Source organism: Stenotrophomonas acidaminiphila (assembly GCA_002951995.1).
GTDB classification, from domain to species: Bacteria; Pseudomonadota; Gammaproteobacteria; order Xanthomonadales; family Xanthomonadaceae; genus Stenotrophomonas; species Stenotrophomonas acidaminiphila_A.
The window spans coordinates 2464606-2482976 of record CP019797.1 but is presented as its reverse complement, the minus strand read 5'-3'; the positions used below and the strand labels follow the sequence as shown (position 1 = coordinate 2482976).

Annotated in this window: 15 protein-coding genes and 7 pseudogenes; 7 read left to right on the top strand and 15 right to left on the bottom strand. The window is 70.3% G+C overall.

Translation table 11 applies throughout. The annotated features are described in order from the left end of the window. Positions 1 to 19: 19 nt before the first annotated feature. The 4 genes and pseudogenes from B1L07_11140 to B1L07_11125 form a co-directional block, all read right to left on the bottom strand. Positions 20 to 434 (bottom strand): annotated as a pseudogene (locus B1L07_11140) (hypothetical protein). 92 nt (positions 435 to 526) lie between these two features. Next, positions 527 to 2181, bottom strand: a pseudogene (locus B1L07_11135) (phosphoethanolamine transferase). Beyond that, on the bottom strand, positions 2178 to 2909 hold the full coding sequence (locus B1L07_11130; GenBank protein AUZ56562.1) for a hypothetical protein: 732 nt from the start codon (positions 2907 to 2909) through the stop codon (positions 2178 to 2180). The pseudogene B1L07_11135 and the gene B1L07_11130 overlap by 4 nt, the downstream one beginning before the upstream one ends. A gap of 135 nt (positions 2910 to 3044) precedes the next feature. After that, positions 3045 to 4760, bottom strand: a complete 1716-nt coding sequence (locus B1L07_11125) for a hypothetical protein (GenBank protein AUZ55542.1) — start codon at positions 4758 to 4760, stop codon at positions 3045 to 3047. Positions 4761 to 4959: 199 nt separating this feature from the next. Between B1L07_11125 and B1L07_11120 the strand changes: the two are divergent. Next, positions 4960 to 5675: pseudogene (locus B1L07_11120) on the top strand (DNA-binding response regulator). Further along, a complete protein-coding gene (locus tag B1L07_11115; protein AUZ56561.1) occupies positions 5672 to 6949 on the top strand; it encodes a two-component sensor histidine kinase in 1278 nt (425 codons plus the stop codon). Before B1L07_11120 ends, B1L07_11115 begins: the two are co-directional and overlap by 4 nt. A 72-nt stretch (positions 6950 to 7021) precedes the next feature. Here B1L07_11115 and B1L07_11110 read toward each other — a convergent pair. From B1L07_11110 to B1L07_11090, 5 genes and pseudogenes are all read right to left on the bottom strand, one after another. Further along, a pseudogene (locus B1L07_11110) lies at positions 7022 to 7506 on the bottom strand (hypothetical protein). Between the two features lie 46 nt (positions 7507 to 7552). Continuing rightward, positions 7553 to 7810, bottom strand: coding sequence for a cell division topological specificity factor MinE (locus tag B1L07_11105; protein ID AUZ55541.1), 258 nt, complete (start codon positions 7808 to 7810; stop codon positions 7553 to 7555). A gap of 2 nt (positions 7811 to 7812) precedes the next feature. Next, positions 7813 to 8621, bottom strand: a pseudogene (locus B1L07_11100) (septum site-determining protein MinD). 36 nt (positions 8622 to 8657) lie between these two features. Next, positions 8658 to 9416 (bottom strand): septum site-determining protein MinC, encoded by a 759-nt coding sequence (locus B1L07_11095; protein AUZ55540.1) that lies wholly within the window; start codon positions 9414 to 9416, stop codon positions 8658 to 8660. Between the two features lies 1 nt (position 9417). After that, positions 9418 to 10007 (bottom strand): annotated as a pseudogene (locus tag B1L07_11090) (GNAT family N-acetyltransferase). Between the two features lie 148 nt (positions 10008 to 10155). On the opposite strand from B1L07_11090, the gene B1L07_11085 reads away from it, so the two are divergent. From B1L07_11085 to B1L07_11065, 5 genes are all read left to right on the top strand, one after another. Then, entirely contained in the window at positions 10156 to 11355 is a 1200-nt protein-coding gene (locus B1L07_11085; GenBank protein AUZ55539.1) for a two-component sensor histidine kinase, read from the top strand. Further along, positions 11355 to 11996, top strand: coding sequence for a DNA-binding response regulator (locus B1L07_11080; GenBank protein ID AUZ55538.1), 642 nt, complete (start codon positions 11355 to 11357; stop codon positions 11994 to 11996). The genes B1L07_11085 and B1L07_11080 overlap by 1 nt, the downstream gene beginning before the upstream one ends. Before the next feature lie 355 nt (positions 11997 to 12351). Next, positions 12352 to 13488 carry a polyketide cyclase gene (locus B1L07_11075; GenBank protein ID AUZ55537.1) on the top strand — a complete coding sequence of 379 codons (1137 nt, stop codon included), beginning with the start codon at positions 12352 to 12354 and terminating at the stop codon, positions 13486 to 13488. Positions 13489 to 13659: 171 nt separating this feature from the next. Continuing rightward, positions 13660 to 14031: a hypothetical protein gene (locus B1L07_11070; GenBank protein ID AUZ56560.1), complete on the top strand. Its 372-nt coding sequence runs from the start codon at positions 13660 to 13662 to the stop codon at positions 14029 to 14031. Between the two features lie 4 nt (positions 14032 to 14035). Beyond that, positions 14036 to 14707 carry a DNA-3-methyladenine glycosylase gene (locus B1L07_11065; protein AUZ55536.1) on the top strand — a complete coding sequence of 224 codons (672 nt, stop codon included), beginning with the start codon at positions 14036 to 14038 and terminating at the stop codon, positions 14705 to 14707. Between the two features lie 175 nt (positions 14708 to 14882). Here the strand turns inward: B1L07_11065 and B1L07_11060 are convergent, their stop codons facing one another. The 6 genes and pseudogenes from B1L07_11060 to B1L07_11035 all read right to left on the bottom strand — a co-directional run bounded on the left by B1L07_11060 (position 14883) and on the right by B1L07_11035 (position 18362). After that, positions 14883 to 15683, bottom strand: a complete 801-nt coding sequence (locus B1L07_11060) for a peptidase (protein ID AUZ55535.1) — start codon at positions 15681 to 15683, stop codon at positions 14883 to 14885. 88 nt (positions 15684 to 15771) lie between these two features. Further along, positions 15772 to 16332 carry a hypothetical protein gene (locus B1L07_11055; GenBank protein ID AUZ55534.1) on the bottom strand — a complete coding sequence of 187 codons (561 nt, stop codon included), beginning with the start codon at positions 16330 to 16332 and terminating at the stop codon, positions 15772 to 15774. An 82-nt stretch (positions 16333 to 16414) separates the two neighbouring features. Beyond that, positions 16415 to 17715 (bottom strand): annotated as a pseudogene (locus B1L07_11050) (hypothetical protein). A 1-nt stretch (position 17716) separates the two neighbouring features. Further along, positions 17717 to 17899: a hypothetical protein gene (locus tag B1L07_11045; protein ID AUZ55533.1), complete on the bottom strand. Its 183-nt coding sequence runs from the start codon at positions 17897 to 17899 to the stop codon at positions 17717 to 17719. Continuing rightward, positions 17896 to 18078, bottom strand: a complete 183-nt coding sequence (locus tag B1L07_11040) for an Arc family DNA binding domain-containing protein (protein ID AUZ55532.1) — start codon at positions 18076 to 18078, stop codon at positions 17896 to 17898. The genes B1L07_11045 and B1L07_11040 overlap by 4 nt, the downstream gene beginning before the upstream one ends. After that, a complete protein-coding gene (locus B1L07_11035; protein ID AUZ55531.1) occupies positions 18075 to 18362 on the bottom strand; it encodes a hypothetical protein in 288 nt (95 codons plus the stop codon). Before B1L07_11035 ends, B1L07_11040 begins: the two co-directional genes overlap by 4 nt. Positions 18363 to 18371: the final 9 nt, after the last annotated feature.

Genomic DNA, 18371 nt, shown 5'->3' with positions numbered 1-18371 from the left:
GCCGCGGCAAGGGGGTGGGTCAGCGCTTGAGTGCCATCAGCAGCACGCCGCCGCCGATCATCGCAACTCCCGCCATTCGCGCCCGGCCAGGCGCGCGTGCAGGAAAGAGATGGCGAACATCGCCACCAGCACCACGCCGGGCGTGTCCACGGGCGCCCCCTGCGAGGCGGAACTGCGCGCTGCACGGCACGGCAACAGCACAACCACCATGCACCGGTGGCCAGCGCCGGGAGCAGCCGCCATGGCAGGGGCCTGCCGGGCAGCGCCAGCGGGTTGCTCCACTTGCCGGCGGTGGCCGCGAACAGGCCCGGCACGGTGACGATGGCGATGGCACGCGGCAGCATCGCCAGGTCGGCATCGACCTGCTGCTGGCCGCGCCTGACGAAGATCGCGGGCAGCGCGGCGAAGGCCGCCGGCAGCAGCGCCCAGGGCAGCCATCGCGGAAAGGCGGCCCTGGCGTGTTGCTGGAGGGAAGCTGCGGCGCTTTGCCGCGGGAACGATGGTGTCGCTCCCGCGGGGGCTGCTGCTAGCCGGCGCACCCGGCGAACAGGTCGCGCTCGCGCTCGTACACCGAGGTGGTGACCTGCATCAGCCCCAGTACCGAGGGGAACAGGTTGTCGTGGTCGCTGCGCTGGCGCGCGCGCTCGCGCAGGCACTGCAGGTCCAGTCCGCGGCTGGCGGCGAACTGCGGGGAGAACCACATCACCATCGGTACCCGCGTCTGTTCGTCCGGCGCGATGGCGTACGGCACGCCATGCAGGTACAGCCCCTTTTCGCCCAGCGATTCGCCGTGGTCGGAGAGGTAGATCATCGCCGTGTCGTAGTCCTGCATGTCGCGCAGGGTGGCGATGGTGCGGGCCAGGAAATGGTCGGTGTAGCGGATGGCGTTGTCGTAGCTGTTGACGATCTGGCCGCGGCTGCACTTGCCCAGGTCCGGGGTGTCGCAGGTCGGCACGAACTGGCGGAACGCCGCCGGGTAACGCTGGAAATAGCTGGGGCCGTGGTTGCCCAGCTGGTGCAGGACGACCACGCGGTCGCCCGGCCGGGCACGCACCTGCGCGGCCAGGTCGTCGAGCAGGATCTCGTCCATGCAGCGGCCATCGGCGCACAGTCCGGGCTTGGTGGCGTCGTCCATCCGCTGGGTCTCAAGCCCTTCGCACACGCCCTTGCAGCCGGACTGGTTGTCGCGCCACAGCGTGGCGATGCCGGCATGCTGGAGCACGTGCAGCAGCGACTGGTGGGCGCGGATCTTCCTGGCGTCGTAGTCGTGGCGGCCGAACGGCGAGAACATGCACGGCAGCGATACCTCGGTGCTGGTGCCGCAGGCATGCATGTCCGGGAAGTTGATCACCCCGGCCTTGGCCAGCTCCGGCGTGGTCTGGCGGGCGTAGCCGTTGAGGCCCCAGTTCTGCGCGCGCACGGTCTCGCCGACCACCAGCACCAGCAGGCGCGGCTTGCTGTCGGCCGCGCGCGGCGTGGCCCTGGCATCGGTGCCGAGCGGCAGCTTGGGCTGGTTCTTGATCGGGTTGGAGCTGACCAGGTTCTGCTTCAGTGCGATCAGGTAATTCGCCGGCGTGGCCAGGTAACGGACCTCGCGGTGGTTGCGCATCAGCGCCGATACGTTCTGGAACGAGGCCAGCGTGCCGGCACCGGACACCACCACCACGCCCACCAGGAACAGCAGCCGCCACAGCAGGGCGCGGCTCCAGCTGCGGCGGCGCAGGCGCAACCGCCACAGCAGCACGCAGGGCACCAGCGCATACACCAGCAGCGGCAGGAGCAGCGCCGGGGTCATCAGCTCGCGCGACTCCTTGTGGTCGGTGGCCAGCACGTTGCGCAGCATGTCCGCGTCCAGATAGACGTTGAAGCTGTTCATGTAGTGCGTGGCGAAGGCGGTGGTGACGAACAGGATCGTCAGCAGCACCTTGGCGTTCCAGCGCCACACCAGCAGGCCCAGCAGCAGCGCATGCACGCCCATCAGCAGGGCGAACAGCGACACCGCGAACAGCGCGCTGCCGGGTTGGTGGCCAGGGCGTCGCGCCAGAACAGGCCGTTGCAGGCCAAGGCGAAGAACGCGCTCGACAGCAGGATCAGCGTTTCGGTGGAGATTTCCGGGCGCCAGCGGCGCAGCCGTGCGAATGCGCTGGTCGATGTCGGCAGATGCGGTGAAGCCGTACTCATGCGTGGGTTTCTTCCTTGAACGGGGTGGCCTTGGCCGGTGGGAACATCAACAGGTAAAGCAGCACCGCCACGGTCCAGCTGACCGCCAGCGACCACACATCATGCGAGAAAAAGTGCGCGCCGCGCAGCTGCTGGGAAATGCCGAACAGCAGCCCGGTGGCCACCGCCGCGGCCAGCGCGGCCCAGCGCCAGCGCGGGCGTACCTGCAGGGCGAAGAAGTACAGCGCCACCCAGCCGTAGCCGGCGCTGGCATGGCCGGCCGGGAAGCAGGCGGCGTGGCCGAGCACCACCGGGCGCGGCTCGAACAGGCCGATGAACGGGCGCAGGCCGCCGTAGCGCTCCAGGTCCCAGGGGCAATCCATGTGGGTCATGGACTTGAGCAGGGCAACCACGCCAGTGGACAGGCCCACCGCCAGCAGCAGGTACAGCAGCGGCCGGCGCAGCGCCTTCCAGCGGGTATCCACGCAGGCGCGCAGCAGCGCCAGCATCACCAGCACCGCGGCCACGGTGCTCAGGTTCTTGCCGCCGCGGTGGATGACGTGGGTGGTCCACCAGGCGTCGCGGAACGCCCAGCGGCCGCCCTCCCAGCGGTAGAGCTGGTCGGCCAGCCACTGGTCGCCGTTGCCGGCCATCAACACCAAGCTGGCGGCCATGGACAGCAGCAGCGGGAGCAGCAGGTGGCGGGCCAGGAAGCCGCGCCGGGTGGCGGCAAGGCCGGGCGCGGGCAGCGCATAGGGGGGCGGCGGGGAGGGGATGGCAGGCACGGATGCGGAGCCTTCGACGATGAATGGCCGCATGGTGGTGGCGGCCATGTCGGAGACTGGTCGGAGCCCCGTTGCCGCGGCGTTAACCCCGCGCCGCGTTCAGTCCTCGTCGGTTTCGCCGGCCGTTCCCGCGACCTGGCCGTGGGTGGCGGCCACGCAGGCGGTATCCAGCGCGGTGCCCGGCAGCAACTGCCACTGGTTGCGGTTGGCGCTGCCGATGTCGATCACCGCGGCCGGGTCGGCGCAGGGGGTCATGGCCTGCTTGAGGACGAACAGCCAGCGCCGTTCCGGGGCGGCGGCCACCCACTGCCCGGCCATCTCCCACTGTTCGGGCCACGGCCGCTTGAAGCCGAAGTCCATCGCCTGCGGGTGGGTCTGCAGCAGGTTCTGCTCACGCCAGGCGACCATGCCCAGTTCGCCGTCGCCGATGCGCTGGCGCACCTTGTCCATGACCGCCGAGGCCGAGCTGTAGGGGTCCAGGGCCGGCATCAGCCCCAATCCGTACATCGTCCACAGCAGCACCGTGGCCAGCACCGCGGCCAGCCCGGCGCGGCGCAGGCGCAGCGCCGCCACCAGCACCAGCGCGGCAATGCCGAAGCCCAGCAGCCAGGCGCCGACCCGTGGGACCACCGCCGGGTCGATCGCGCGTTTGGCCGCGCTGCGCTGCGCCCAGCCATCGGCGTGCTGCAGTGCGTCGTAGCCGACCGCCAGCATCGCCACCGCCAGCAGCGCCACGTACAGCAGCAGCGCCCAGCGCACGCCGCTACGGCGCAGCAGGCCGGCCAGCAGCGGCGCGGCCGCCACCGCCAGCGCCGGCAGCATCGGCAGGATGTAGACCTCGCGCTTGCCGGGGCTGGCGCTGAAGAACAGCAGCACCAGCAGTGCCCAGCCCAGCAGCACGATGTAGCGCGGGTCGGCCCGGCGCAGGCGCCGCCACCAGGCCGGCACCAGCCACGGCAGCAGCAGGCTGCCCGGCAGCCACAGCGTGGCGATCACCTGCAGGTAGTACCAGGCCGGCTGGTGGTGGTGCCAGGCATTGGCATAGCGGGTGCCGGTCTGCTTGAACAGCAGTTCGTGGGCGTAGGACTGCAGGCCGGGGTCGGGGTTGTTCAGCAGGGCAATGCCCAGCGGCGCCAGCCACACCCCGGTACCGGCAATGAACAGCGGCAGCAGCAGCCACCAGCCCCAGCCGCGCCCGGCGCCGGGCGCGCCGGGGTGGCGCCAGCGCCAGGCGGCCCAGGGCAGCAGCGCCAGCAGCGGCAGGAAGCCCACGCCCTTGGTCACCGTGCCTACGCCGGCAGCGAAGGCGCCCAGTGCCAGCAGTTTCCAGTCGGGCCCGAGCAACGTGTGCCGCAGCAGCGCCCACAGCGACAGCGTGGTCATGCCCACCAGCACCATGTCGATCTGCGCGCGCTTGGCCATCAGCCCGAACTGGATGCACACGAACAGCGCCAGCACCGCGTAGCGCGCCACGCGCCGGTTCCACAGCCGCCGCGACAGGTCCCAGGTGAGCCACAGGGTCAGCAGCGCGGCCAGCAGCGACGGCAGCAGGAAGGCGATGTTCCAGTGGCCCAGCACTTTGTAGGTGGCAGCCTGGATCCACATGAAGGTCGGCGGCTTTTCGGCATACAGCTCGCTGCCGCGGTGCGGCAGCAGCCACTGCCCGGTCTCCACCATCTGCCGCGCGGCCAGCACGAACCGCGGCTCGTCGGGCGGGGAGGGCTCGCGCATGCCGAGTCCGGCCAGCAGGCTGGCCACCACCAGCGCCAGCAACAGGTACCACGAGGCGGGGGATCGAAGGCGGGTCGGGCGCACGCTGGGCTCGTCTTGGGAGTGGACGGGGAGGATCGCGCCGCCGGCGTGGGAAGCGCGTCGTAGCGCGCATTGTGACCTGTTTCGACGTCGCTCCGACCAGTGCTGGGGCTACGATGGCCAGGTACCGCCGGTCCGTCCGCCGCCGCCGATGGCGCCGGCGCGCATCCGCCGGCGAGGCGCCATTCCAAGGGTTCTGCACATGCGGCTGCTGGTCATCGAAGACAATCGCAACCTGATCGCCAATCTTTTCGACTATTTCGAGGCACGCGGGCATGTGCTCGATGTCGCCCCGATGGCGTGACCGGGCTGCACCTGGCCGCCACCCATGCCTATGACGCGATCCTGCTGGACTGGATGCTGCCGCGCATGGAAGGGCCGGAAGTGCTGCGGCGGCTGCGCGAGGAACACCGCTCCGAGGTGCCGGTGATCATGCTCACCGCGCGTGACGAGCTGCCGGACAAGATCGCCGGTTTCCGCGCCGGTGCCGACGACTACCTGACCAAGCCCTTTGCCCTGCCGGAACTGGAGGTGCGGCTGGACGCGGTGCTGGCGCGCACGCGCGGCCGCAACCCGCGCAAGGTGCTGCAGGTGCATGACCTGCGCCTGGACCTGGCTACCCTGGAGGTGCAGCGCGGCGGCCGCCTGCTGCACCTGTACCCGGCCTGCCGCAAGCTGCTGGAAGTGCTGATGCGCGCCAGCCCGGCGGCGGTGCCGCGCGACCAGCTGGAGTACGCACTGTGGGGCGAGGAGCCGCCCGACGGCGACATGCTCCGCTCGCACATCTACGAACTGCGGCGCAGCGTCGACGGGCCGTTCGCCGATAAACTGCTGCATACCCTGCCGCGCGTGGGCTACCGGTTGTGCGCGCCGGACGCACCGGCCATGGCCGGCGCGGCGGCGGGCGACGTGCGATGAAGCGGCGGACGCTGCGGCGCAAGCTGCTGGTCTGGCTGGCCAGCTACCTGGCGCTGCTGACCCTGGTGGTGTTCAGCGCCGCCAACTACGTGCACGAGCGCGCCGAGCACTCGGTGTGGCGGGCGCTGCTCAACTCCGAACTGGACAGCGTGATCGCAAACAAGCGTACCGACCCGGATTACCGCTGGCAGGATTCGGACACCCTGCATTTCTTCAGCGAGCATGATGCCCACGGCATTCCCGACGTGCTGGCGCACCTGGCGCCGGGGCTGCACGACGGGGTCCGGCTGGAAGGCCACCGCAGCGCGGTGATGGTGCGCCAGACCAGCGACTTCGGGCGCACGATGCTGGTACTGGACATCACCGATTTCGCCGAACTGGAACACTTCATCACCCGCTGGGCGGTGCTGGCCGGGATCGCCATGGTGGTCGTCACCCTGTTGATGGCGTGGGTCGGCATGAACCGCCTGGTGCGCCCGCTGGCCGGGCTGGCCGCCGATATCGCCGCGCTGCAGCCCGAGCGTAGTGGCCAGCGCGTGCAGGTCGCTGCCCGCGGCAGCAGCGAAATGGAGGTGATCGCCGATTCGGTGAACGATTACCTGGAGCGCAACGAGCGCTTCGTCGAACGCGAACGCGCCTTCATCAGTACCGCCAGCCACGAACTGCGCACGCCGATCGCGGTGATCACCGGCGCCGCCGAACTGGCGCTGGAGCAGCCCGGGCTGCCGCCGCGTGCGCAGCAGCAGCTGCAGCGGGTGCGCAGCACCGCGTCGAGCATGGAGCAGCTGATCCAGCTGATGCTGCTGCTGGCGCGCGACCCGGCGCGGCTGGCGGCGCTGAGCGAGCCGCTGGCGCTGGAGCAGCTGTTGCCGGAGATCGTGGCCGACCATGCCTACCTGGCCAGCGGCAAGGAGCTGTCGGTCGAAGTGATGCACGCCACGCCGTGCACGATCGTCGCGCCGGTGGGCGTGGTGCAGGCGGCGGTCGGCAACCTGCTGCGCAACGCGCTGGAGAACAGCGACCGCGGTGTGATCCGCCTGTGGCTGACGCCGCATGCGGTGGTGACCATCGAGGACCCGGGCCACGGCATGAGCCCGGAGGAAGTGGCCGCGGCCTACGCCAAGACCGCGCGCGGCGAACGCAACATGCGCAGCGGCATCGGCCTGGACCTGATCGGCCGCCTGTGCGAGCACCTGGGCTGGAAACTGGACATCCACTCGGGCCGCGAACGCGGTACCCGGGTGATCCTGGACATGGGCGCGTCGCGGCCGTAGCCGGGTGCCGCGCGGGAGCGACGGCACGCGTGCGCCGCGGGTGTGTTTTCGCCACGGCCCGGGGCGGCCGCTTCAGGCCGGCAGCAGGCCGCGTTCGAGCAGCCATTGCCGGGCGTCGTCGGCATCGTGCTCGAACCAGGCGCGGGTGGAGCCCAGGCGGTAGGTATAGCCCCAGGCGTCCATGTCGGCCATCAGCCGCGCGCTGCCGACCCCGGGCAGCTGCCCGGCGAGCACGATCTGCAGGTAGCAGGTGGCGTCTTCCTCGGGCACCGAGTCGGTGGCGTCGGTATGCACCAGCGCGCGCCGCTCCGGTGGCAGCACGATCAGGTGGCAGGCCTCGTGCAGCATCGAGTGCACCGGGGTGTCGGTGCGCACGTAGACGTCGCTGGCGATGATCCCGGCTTCGGGTTCGCCCAGTAGCTGCCGGGGATCTTCGCGCCGTCCTCGACCCGGTTCAGGCGCAGGCCGTGGCGCGCGAGCAGGGTGGCCGCGGCGTCCCAGGCGATATCGCCCACGCACAGGATGGCGGCGGCTGCGTTGGCCGGCGGAGTCGACATCGTCACAGGCGGGGCCGGGACCGTCGGCCGGTCCCGGCTCGCGGCATCAGCCCTGCGGGCCTTCGGGCAGGGCCACGGAAATGTCGAGCACGTCGTGCTCGCCGTCCTTGACCAGGTCCACCTTGACCGCGTCGGCGTCGATGTTGACGTACTTCTTGATCACTTCCAGCAGCTCGCGCTGCAGCAGTGGCAGGTAGTCCGGGCCGCCGCGGGTGCTGCGCTCCTGCGCGATGATGATCTGCAGGCGGTTCTTGGCGGTTTCGGCCGTGCTCTTCTTCGCCTTGAAGATGTCGAACAGTCCCATCGTCACCCTCCGAACAGCTTGCTGAAGAAGCCCTTCTTCTCCACCGAAATGAAGCGCATCGGGCGCTCCTCGCCCAGGATGCGGCCCACCGCGTCCTCATAGGCCTGGCCGGCCATGGATTCGGTGTCCAGGATCACCGGCTCGCCCTTGTTGGAGGCGTTGAGCACGTCGCCGGACTCGGGATCACGCCGATCGCCTTGAGCCCCAGCACTTCCTCCACGTCGCCGATGCTGAGCATCTCGCCGCTTTCCACGCGCGCAGGGCTGTAGCGGGTCAGCAGCAGGAAGGCGGGCACGCTCTTGCCGGCCTCGGCGTTGGCGGTCTTGGAGTCGAGCAGGCCGATGATGCGGTCCGAGTCGCGCACCGAGGACACTTCCGGGTTGACCACGACCACGGCGCGGTCGGCGAAGTACATCGCCAGGAACGCGCCCTTCTCGATGCCGGCCGGCGAGTCGCAGATGATGAAGTCGAAGCCGTCGGCGGCCAGGTCTTTGAGCACCTTCTCCACGCCTTCCTTGTTCAGCGCGTCCTTGTCGCGGGTCTGCGAGGCGGCCAGCACGTACAGGTTGTCGAAGCGCTTGTCCTTGATCAGGGCCTGCTTCAGCGTGGCCTCGCCGTGGACGACGTTGACGAAGTCGTACACCACCCGGCGTTCGCAGCCCATGATCAGGTCCAGGTTGCGCAGGCCGACGTCGAAGTCGATGACGGCGACCTTCTTGCCGCGCCGGGCCAGGCCGCACGCGATGCTGGCGCTGGAGGTGGTCTTGCCGACGCCGCCCTTGCCGGAGGTGACTACGATGATTTCAGCCAAAGGATTTCTCCTGAATGTTCCGTGGTGGGCTGCGCGTCAATCCAGCGCAGCGATCATGATCTGGTCCTGCTCCAGCCAGACCTGCACGGCCTTGCCGCGCAGGTTGTCGGGAATATCGTCCAGCACCTTGTAGCGTCCCGCAATCGCGACCAGTTCAGCGTGGAAGTCGCGGCAGAAGATGCGGGCGCCGGTATTGCCCTGCGCGCCGGCCAGGGCGCGGCCACGCAGCGTACCGTAGATATGGATGCTGCCGTCGGCGATCACCTCGGCGCCGGCGCCCACCGTTGAGAGTACGGTCAGGTCGCAGTTCTCGGCGTACAGCTGCTGGCCCGAACGCACCGCGCCCAGCTGCATGCGCCCGGGTTGCGCGGCCGGTGCCGGTGCCGGTGCGGGTTCGGGCGCGCGCCGGGCCGGAGCGGGCGCCGGGGCCGGTGCCGGCGGGGCGGCATCGGCGCGTTCGTACTGGGCACGGAACTTGGCCAGCAGCGGCAGCCCGAGCTGGACCGAGAGCTGCTCGATTTCGCTGGTGCCATAGGCCAGCGCCACCGGCAGCACGCCGGCATCGCGCAGCCCGTCCAGCAGCGCCTGTGCACTGGCACGGTCGGGAACGCGGCTGAGGCCGCCGAAATCGAGGATCACCGCCGCGCGCCCGAACAGCTTGGGCGCGCGCGCCACGCGTTCGCGCATTTCCTGTACCAGCCGCTCCACGTCGAGGGTGCGGATGCGCAGGTTGGCGATGCCCACCTGCCCGATCTTCAGTTCGCCTGCCTGTTCGTAATCCGGATTCACTGCCATCTCAGGTTCCCGTCGGCCGCTGCTGCATGGGCCGGCGTGTGTGGCCCGCCCACGGAACGTCGGGCAGGTTGTCGCCATAGGTTTCCTTGACCCACTCATAGCTGCACAGGTCCTTGAGCAGCATGCTGGCACGCACGTCCACGGCCGGCATCGTGTTCTGCCCGACCTCGCGGAAGCCGAAGCTGCCATGGAACAGCAGCGCGGCGTCGGCGCCATGGTCCAGGAACACCTCGCAGGCCATCTGCGGGTAGCGCAGCTCGGCGTAGCTCTGCGCGTCGGCATAGAACGCACGGCCGACGCCGCCGCCGCGGCGGCGGCTGGCGACCACGATGCGGTCGATATAGAAGAAGCTGGGTAGCGCTGCTGGAACCAGGCGAAGTTGCAGCTGTCGTGCTCGGCGCTGCTGCCGTAGCCGACCAGGAAGCCGGCCATGTTGCCGTCGCGCTCGGCGACGCGGAAATATTCGGCGGTTTCGTAGAAGCGGCGGATCTTGGCGGCATCCAGCGGCAGGATGGCCAGGCCGGCGTTGTTGTTCAGTGCCAGGACGGAATCGAGCTCGTGCTCGCGCACGTCGCGGATGACGATCGACATTGTGACTCCGTGGGTGAAGCGGTCGGCCCCGAGTGAGGGGTGGGGGCTGGCCGGCGATTATCGCATGGCCGGCCGGACCGGGCGAGCGCCATCCGGGCATGACTTCCGTGGGAGGGCGCAAAGCCGCCGTGGTCCTTACCATGCACCCATGTTGGGATATCTCAGCCATACCCGCGTCCTGCGCCTGGCCGGCCTGTTCACCTGGGGCCTGGTCAGCCTGCCGCTGCTCTACACCCAGTACGCGCCGGCCGAGGGCGAGCTGCCGCCGAGCCTGGGCGAAGCCACCTGGCTGCTGGCCGCGTACCTGGCGTTCGGCGTGTGCTACTTCTGGCTGACCCGCGGGCTGACCGCCGGTGGCCACACCAGCTGGTACGACCGCCTGGCCCTGCTGGTGCTGACCCTGTCCGGACTGGCGGTGAGCTACCTGAGCGTCACCGGGCTGGGCAGCATCCTGCTGATGGTCGCGGCCGGGGTGATCCCGTGGCTGCTGAGCAAGCGGGTCGGGGTGGTCTGGCTGGTGCTCAGCCAGCTGGCGGTGCTGCCGGTCTACCACCTGATCATGGGGCTGCCGCTGTTCGAGGCGCTGCTGCAGTCGCTGCTGTATGCCGGGTTCTCGATGTTCATCTTCGTGACCAGCCTGGTGGCGCGGCAGCAGACCCAGGCCCGCGAGGAGCAGCGCCGGCTCAACGCCGAGCTGCGCGCGACCCGCCTGCTGCTGGCCGAGAGCGCGCGGGTCAACGAGCGCACCCGCATCTCGCGCGAACTGCATGACCTGCTCGGCCACCACCTGACCGCGCTGAGCCTGAACCTGGAAGTGGCCGGCCACATCACCGAGGGCCAGGCGCAGGAACACGTGCGCCAGGCGCACACCCTGGCCAAACTGCTGCTCACCGACGTGCGCGAGGCGGTCAGCCAGCTGCGCGAGAGCGGGGCGATCGACCTGGCCGCGGCGCTGCGGCCGCTGGCCGAGCGGGTGCCTTCGCTCGAGATCCACCTGGACATGGACGACCCGCTGAGCGTGGAAGACCCCGAGCGCGCCCACGTGCTGCTGCGCTGCACCCAGGAAGTGATCACCAACGCGGTGCGCCATGCCGGCGCCCGCAACCTGTGGATCCGGGTCGAGCGCGCCCAGGGGCGGATCGTGATCGACGCCCGCGACGACGGCGTCGGTGGCGAGGTGGAGGACATCCTGCCCGGCAACGGGCTGCGCGGCATGCGCGAACGCCTGGCGCAGTATGGCGGCGAACTGGACGTGTCGGCACGGCGCGGCGAAGGCTTCCACCTTCGTGCCTCGCTGCCGGTGGCAACCCATATGATGCTGGCCTCCGGGCCGCAAGGAGTGAACTGATGATCCGCGTCTGTCTGGTCGATGACCAAACCCTGGTACGCCAGGGCATCCGTTCGCTGCTGGCGCTGGACGACGGCATCGAAGTGGTGGCCGAGGCCACCGATGGCCGCCAGGCCGTGGAAATGATCCCGCAGGTGGCGCCGGACGTGGTCCTGATGGACATGCGCATGCCGGTGATGTCCGGGCTGGAGGCGCTGCAGACCCTGTCGCGGCTGGGGCAGCTGCCGCCGGCGATCATCCTGACCACGTTCGACGACGACCAGCTGGTGTTGGCCGGGCTCAAGGCCGGTGCCAAGGGCTACCTGCTCAAGGACGTGACCCTGGAGCAGTTGGTCGGCGCGATCCGCACCGTGGCCGAAGGCGGCTCGCTGGTGCAGCCGGCGGTGACCCAGCGCCTGCTGTCCGGGCTGGAGCACATGCGCAACGAGTTCGTCAGCCTCGACCGGCCCGATCCGCTGACCGACCGCGAGACCGAGATCCTGCGGCTGATGGCCAGCGGCTTTTCCAACAAGGAGATCGCCAATTCACTGGGCGTGGCCGAGGGCACCATCAAGAACCACGTGTCCAACATCCTGAGCAAGCTGGGCGTGCGCGACCGCACCCGGGCGGTGCTCAAGGCGTTCGAGCTGCAACTGGTGTGAGCGGCCACCGCGCCGCGCGCCCGGGCCATACGGCTGCGTCCGGCGGGCGTTGCCGCGCCGGCGGATGCCGGCATGGCGGAATCTGCTTTCGAATGAATCTCATGGAACGACTGGTGCGGAGGCCGCCGGTAGAGGGAAAATAAGCGGCGTCGCACCCCTCGCCAGCCCGGCCCGCGCATGGCATCGTGCAGGGCCCCGGCGGCGGGGTGGCAGCCTTTACGGCCTTCGGCCCGCATGCCTGCACCGGACACGGAAACCGGTGCGCCAAATCCGTCAACAACCTGCGCAAAGCCTGATAGGATGGGGGCTTCGCTTCAATCAACCCGGCCGTGGGATCGGCCCCGGAGACTCCTGAATGACCCGTATTATCGAGTTCCTGATCGCCTTGGGGATCGTGGCTGGCCTGTTCGTCATCATTGGCGTGTGCCTGCCGGGCGAGCGCCACATTTCCGAAAGCATCGAAACCAACCGCAAGATGACGATCGTGTACGACACGGTCAACAGCCTGCGCCGCTTCAAGGACTGGAACCCGCTGGTGCTGCGTGACAAGGGCATCGAGCTGAAGTACAGCGGTCCGGACGCCGGCAAGGGCGCCCGCCTGGAGTATTCGTCCAAGGACAGCGCGCTGGGCCAGGGCAGCTGGGAAATCACCGACACCGAGCAGAACAAGCGCGTGGTGATCGCGATCGAGGACCAGACCAAGGGCAAGGACAAGGTCACCACCTTCACCCTGGAGCCGACCGGCAAGAACGACCGCAACGTCAAGATCACCCAGGACTACTCGGTCAACTACGGGTTCGACCTGTTCGGCCGCTACGCCGGCCTGTACGTCAGCCGCCACATCGGCGACGACCTGAAGCTGGGCCTGTCGCGCATGGCCAACATGCTGGCCTCGGTGCCGAACGTCGATTACCGCGCCGCCGAAGCCCCGCTGACCGACCTGAAGGTCGTGGACGTTCCGGTCGAGGACCTGCTGGTGGTCAACGCCGGCAACATCGACCGCAGCAACGAGAGCATCCGCAAGTCGATCCTGGACAACCAGGAGTGGATCAAGCGCGCGATGGAAGCCAACGGCCTGGAGGCCGCCGGCCCGGTGCGCATCGTGACCACCGATTTCGGCGCCGAGAAGTACGCTTTCGACGTGGCCCAGCCGGTGCGCAGGAAGAGCGCTGCCGCCGCTGCCGGCGACAAGAAGGAAGGCGAGGCCGACAAGGCCGAGGCCGCCCCGGTTGCCGCCACCGGTGGCAAGCTCGACGTCAAGATCCCGTCCGGCAACCCGGTGACCTACGTGCATGCCGACGCGCACCGTTCGGCGTTCGCTTCCTACACCGGCCACATGGCGGGCCTGGACGTGGCGCGCAACGCGCTGCGCGCCTGGGCGACCACTGCCGGCTACGAAGTGACCGACCGTCCGTACGAATCGTGGAAGGGCGGCGTGGACAAGGCGTTCACCACCGACGGCACCTACGACGTGTACTGGTCGGTCAAGTAACCGGCCCGTCGCGGAAGAATGAAGTGATGCACAGAAAACGCGCCGCCCCCAGCGGCGCGTTTTTTGTTGCCTGCTGCCCGGTGGCACGCGGACGCCGGCCCGGGCAGGCGATGCGCCCGGCGTCCGCATGTACATGGCCACGCCTTGGTGGCCGACCAACCGGGGAAGATGATGCTGGGACTGGAACGGAGGGTGCGCAGGCCGTCGCTGCTGGCGTTCTGCGGGGCGCTGCTGGCGGCATCGGCGGTGGGCATGTCGGCCTACGCGTCGCATGCGCTGGGCGATCCGCTGGCGCGGTCCCACCTGGAGACGGCGGCCCTGTACGCCTTCGGCCATGGCGCGGTGCTGGCGATACTCGGCCCGGCATCGCTGAACGCCGCCGGGCGTACCGCGCTGTATGTGCTGCTGCTGGGCGTGCTGCTGTTCTCCGGCAGCGTGGCCGGCGGTGCGCTGGGCTGGTGGCCGACGCGCCTGGCGCCGGCCGGCGGCACCGCGCTGATGGCCGGCTGGGTGTTGCTGGCGCTCAGCGCGCTGAGGCGCTAGCCGCGTGCCCCGGCACCCGCGCGGTTTCGACCTCGGGCAGGGGCTGGCGCACCTGCAGCGCCACGACCGGCGCCTGGCGCGCTGGATCCGCCGCGTCGGCCCGCTGGATGCGCCGCCCGGGTGGCGGCGTCCGTTCGATCCGGTCGATGCGCTGGCGCGCGCCATCGTGTTCCAGCAGCTCAGCGGCAAGGCGGCCGCGACCATCGTCGGCCGGGTGGAAACGGCGATCGGCAGCCAGCGCCTGCACGCCGCGACGCTGGCCCGCATCGACGACGCCGGGCTGCGCGCCTGCGGCGTATCCGGCAACAAGGCGCTGGCACTGCGCGACCTGGCGCGGCGCGAGCTGGCCGGGGACATCCCCTCGACCCGGCAGATGGCGTGGATGCACCACGAGGCCATCGTCGAGGCGCTGCTGCCGATCCGCGGCATCGGCCGCTGGACGGTGGAGATGATGCTGATGTTCCGGCTCGGCCGGCCGGACATCCTGCCGGTGGACGACCTGGGCGTCCGCAAGGGTGCGCAGCGGGTCGATGGCGGGGCGGGGCTGCCCACGCCGCGCGAGCTGCAGGCCCGTGGCCAGTGCTGGGGGCCGTACCGCACCCTGGCCAGCCTGTACCTGTGGCGGATCGCCGACATGGCCGACGGCGGCGCGGACACCAACTGCTCGCAGGACTGAGCACCGCATCAGCGCTGTCGTCCGCTGGGTGCGCCGGTGCGGTGCATGCCAAGGCGGCCGGACGCTGCCGGGGCGGGTCGCCGTACGCCGGGGGTCGACCTCGCGCAGGCGCCGCGGTTGGCCAGGGCTGCGCGCGCGGCAGCGGCGCGTGCGCCAGCGGCCGCCGCTGCCGGGTTCACCCCGTGGGGCCGCTGAAGCACCAGTGCCAGGGTTCGTAGACGATGCCGTGCGGGTTGCCGCGCGGGTAGCTCATGTGGAAGCCGAACTCCCCGGCGTGCGCCTGCAGCCAGGCGAAGGCCGCGGTGCGCTCGAACGATTCTTCCGCCGGCGGCTCGCCGGGCGTGCCGATGTCCAGTGCGTTGCCGCCGTGGTGCTCGCTGTAGCCCGGCGCCGCGTTGACGGTGAGGATCTCCGCCACGCGCAGGCCGCGGGCGAGCTTGCGTTCGAAGATGCCCAGCTGGTAGTCGTGGCTGCGGTAGCCGGAGATCGCATCCAGCGCGACGCCGTCGACCGCCGCAGCCGCGCGCAGCCGCTGCCACGCGCGCGCGGCGCCGCGGGTCAGCCACAGCGCGCGCCGGTAGCGGTCCAGGCCGGCGAAATGCAGCCAGGCCGGCTCCGCCACCAGCGGCAGGCCGCTGCCGGCGGCATAGCGCTGGTCCAGGCCCAGGCGCTGCAGGCGTTGGTTGAGGCGATCCAGCGGCAGCGATGCCTGCGCGGGCGGACCGCCGCGCGGCAGCGGGGTTTCCAGGCACTGCAGCGCCGCGTCGATGCCCGGCTCGCGGGCCAGGCGTTCGACCATCGGCATCAGTCCTTCCGGCAGCTGCGCGGCCAGGTAGCGCCCGTCGCGCTTGCGCCGCAGCACCGTGCGCGCACGGGACAGCAGCCGTGCATCGTGGTTGCTGCGCGCGCGCAGCAGGCCGCCGGGCCACAGTTCGATATCCGGGGTATTGAGCAGCAGGCGTGGAGCGGTGCGCATGGCGTTAGCTTGGGCCATCGCCGCGGGGCTGTCGATGCCGGCGCTGGCGCATGCAGGCGTGTCCGCCGGCGATGCGCGTTGGCCGCTTCTACGCCGCGCCGTCGCCGGCGCGCTGCTTCAGTGCGTCGAGCAGGGCACGTGGCTGCTCGGGCGAAAGCAGCAACTGCGCGCCATCGCGCAGCGGCAGCACCAGCACGCGGCTGTGGTCGGTGATCAGGCAGAACGCCTTGCTGCCATCGCCCATGCGGTAGTGGCCGGAGCGAAAGCCGGGCAGGCTGTAGCCGTTGGTCTTGAGCGCCGGTTTCAAGGCGCGGTGTTCGCCCAGGTCGACGATGCGCGCCCGCTCCAGCTGCAGCGAGCCGATGGCCACGCTCCGGGTATAGAACGTGGAGCGGACCACCAGGCCGCCGGCATCGAGCGTGATGCGCTTGCGCAGGTAGGCCAGGCTCACCGCCACGCCGGTCAGCGACACCAGCAGCGGGCCCAGCCAGGCGCGTGGGCTCGCCAGTGCCGCCACGCCCTTGTCGCCGGCCAGGAACGCCAGCGGCAGCCCGATCGCCGCCAGCAGGATGGCCCACAGGATCAGCAGCGGCATGCCGCCCTGTGGCGCGAGCGGATAGTCCTTCGGCAGGGGTGTCGCAGTCGCCATTTCGTGGGTTCCTGCTCCGGTGGTCATGGGCCGCGGGTGTCCGGTGCCGGCATCATCACGCCGGCATCGGGACACCGCGGTGTCATTCCTGCGCCTGTACCCAGCGCACGATATCCTGGATCAGCGTGGCATCGACGTGGCCGGGCTTGCTGTATTCGTCCAGCGTGCCCTTGCCTTCGCCGGCGATGCCCAGGTGGTTGAGCGCGGGGTACAGGTGGAAGCGGTAGCGCGGCCCCTGCAGTCCCTGTTTCCAGCGCTGCCAGTCGGCATCGACCACCTGGAAGTCGCGGCCGCCCTGCAGCAACAGCACCGGGAGCTGGCTGGCGCGCGCATCGGCCACCGGGTCGATCCGTTCGAGCTGCTGCCAGTAGTGGCCGGGCAGCTCCAGCAGCTTCGCCGCGGGTCGCGGCGCACCTTGGCGATCGCCGCGTCCAGGGCGTCCAGGTGCGCCTGTTCTTCGGCACTGACGCTGCCGTCGAGATGGGCCAGGTAGCGGTTCTGTTCGCCCAGCAGGTCGAGGATCGGGCGCGCCGGTGCCGCCAGCAGGATCAGCCCGGCCACCTTGCCCTGGCTCCTGGCGGCGATGCGGCCGGCCAGCAGGCCGCCCTGGCTGTGGCCGAGCACGTGGATGCGGTCGTGGGCGATGGCGGCATTGCCGGCCAGCGCGGCGACGGCGGCGACGGCGTCGTCGGTGGTTTCGTCATCGATGCCGAACGTGCCGCTGAAATCCTGCGGCCGCGCCCGGGTGCGCTTGTCGTAGCGCAGCGAGGCGATGCCGTGTGCGGCCAGACCGCGGGCGATGTCCAGAAACGGGCGGTTGCCGCCGATGGTCTCGTCGCGGTCCTGCGGGCCGGAGCCATGCACCAGCACCACGGCGGGGAACGGGCCCTTGCCCCGCGGCAGGGTCAGCGTGCCCGGCAGTCCGGGCTTGCCCGACGCCAGCGCCGGCAGGGTGATGGCCTGTTCGCTGAAGGACGCATCCGCGGCCGGCGGCGGTGGCGGTGGCGGCGGGGGCTGCACCAGGAAGCCGGCGATGCGGTCGTCGCCGTCCAGCACCACGCGCGCCAGCACGTTGTCGCGTGCGTAGGCCAGCGGGATGGCCACGATGCGGAAGCCGTCGGCCTCGCTGACGGTCGCTTCGCCGCGCGCACCCGCCGCGCCCAGCAGCACGGGCAGCGACTCCCACATGGCCTTGAGCTTGTGCGCAGGAACCGCGGCCTTCATCTGCGGCGAGAACGTGGCCTCGGCCGCGGCGTACTGGCCGGCGTCGAGCTGGTCGAGCAGCCGCGTGGCGAGCGCGGCGGGGGAATCGGCGGCCGCCGCACCGGCCGCGATCACGACCGCGGTCGCCATGCCGGCGATCCATGCCTGCAGTCGCTTCATCTCAGACTTCCTTCTTGAAGACCAGGGTGGGCGAGGAGATGGTGGGCGTGGCGTGTACCACGTTGACCAGTTCCCAGCCGAGCCGGCCATGCCGGTCCAGCTCTTCCTGCAGCGTCTCCATCTTGAAGTCGCCGAGCATGCCGGTCTTCACTTTGACGACGAGATACTTCCATTGCGTACTCATGGTTCTTCCTCGGTGGATTCGTTCCTGGGGGTGGGCAGCCGCCCGGCCTTGCGCAGCGCATCGCGTATCACGTACTCGATCTGCGCGTTGAGGCTGCGCAGCTCGTCGTCGGCCCAGCGCTGCGCCGCCGCCAGCACGTCGGCGTTGATGCGCAGCGGATAGGCCTTTTTCTCGCTCACCGGCGTCCCGTCCCCGCCGGTGCGCGGCGCAGGTGCAGGACCAGCGCCACGCCCAGCGCGTTGACCACCACCACCAGCGCGATCACCACGGCATAGGTGGCCATGCGGTTGCCGGCGGCCAGGTACAGGCCGGTGGCGCCCAGGAACAGGCTCAGCGCGATCAGCGCCCAGCGCAGCCCGAGGCCGCGCGCGTGGCGGCTGCCATCGCGGCTGCTCCAGGCGGCGATGCCCAGGGCGGGCAGGCCGGTGAGGGCGACGATCAGCGCGGCGAGCAGGTCATTCATCGGACGGCC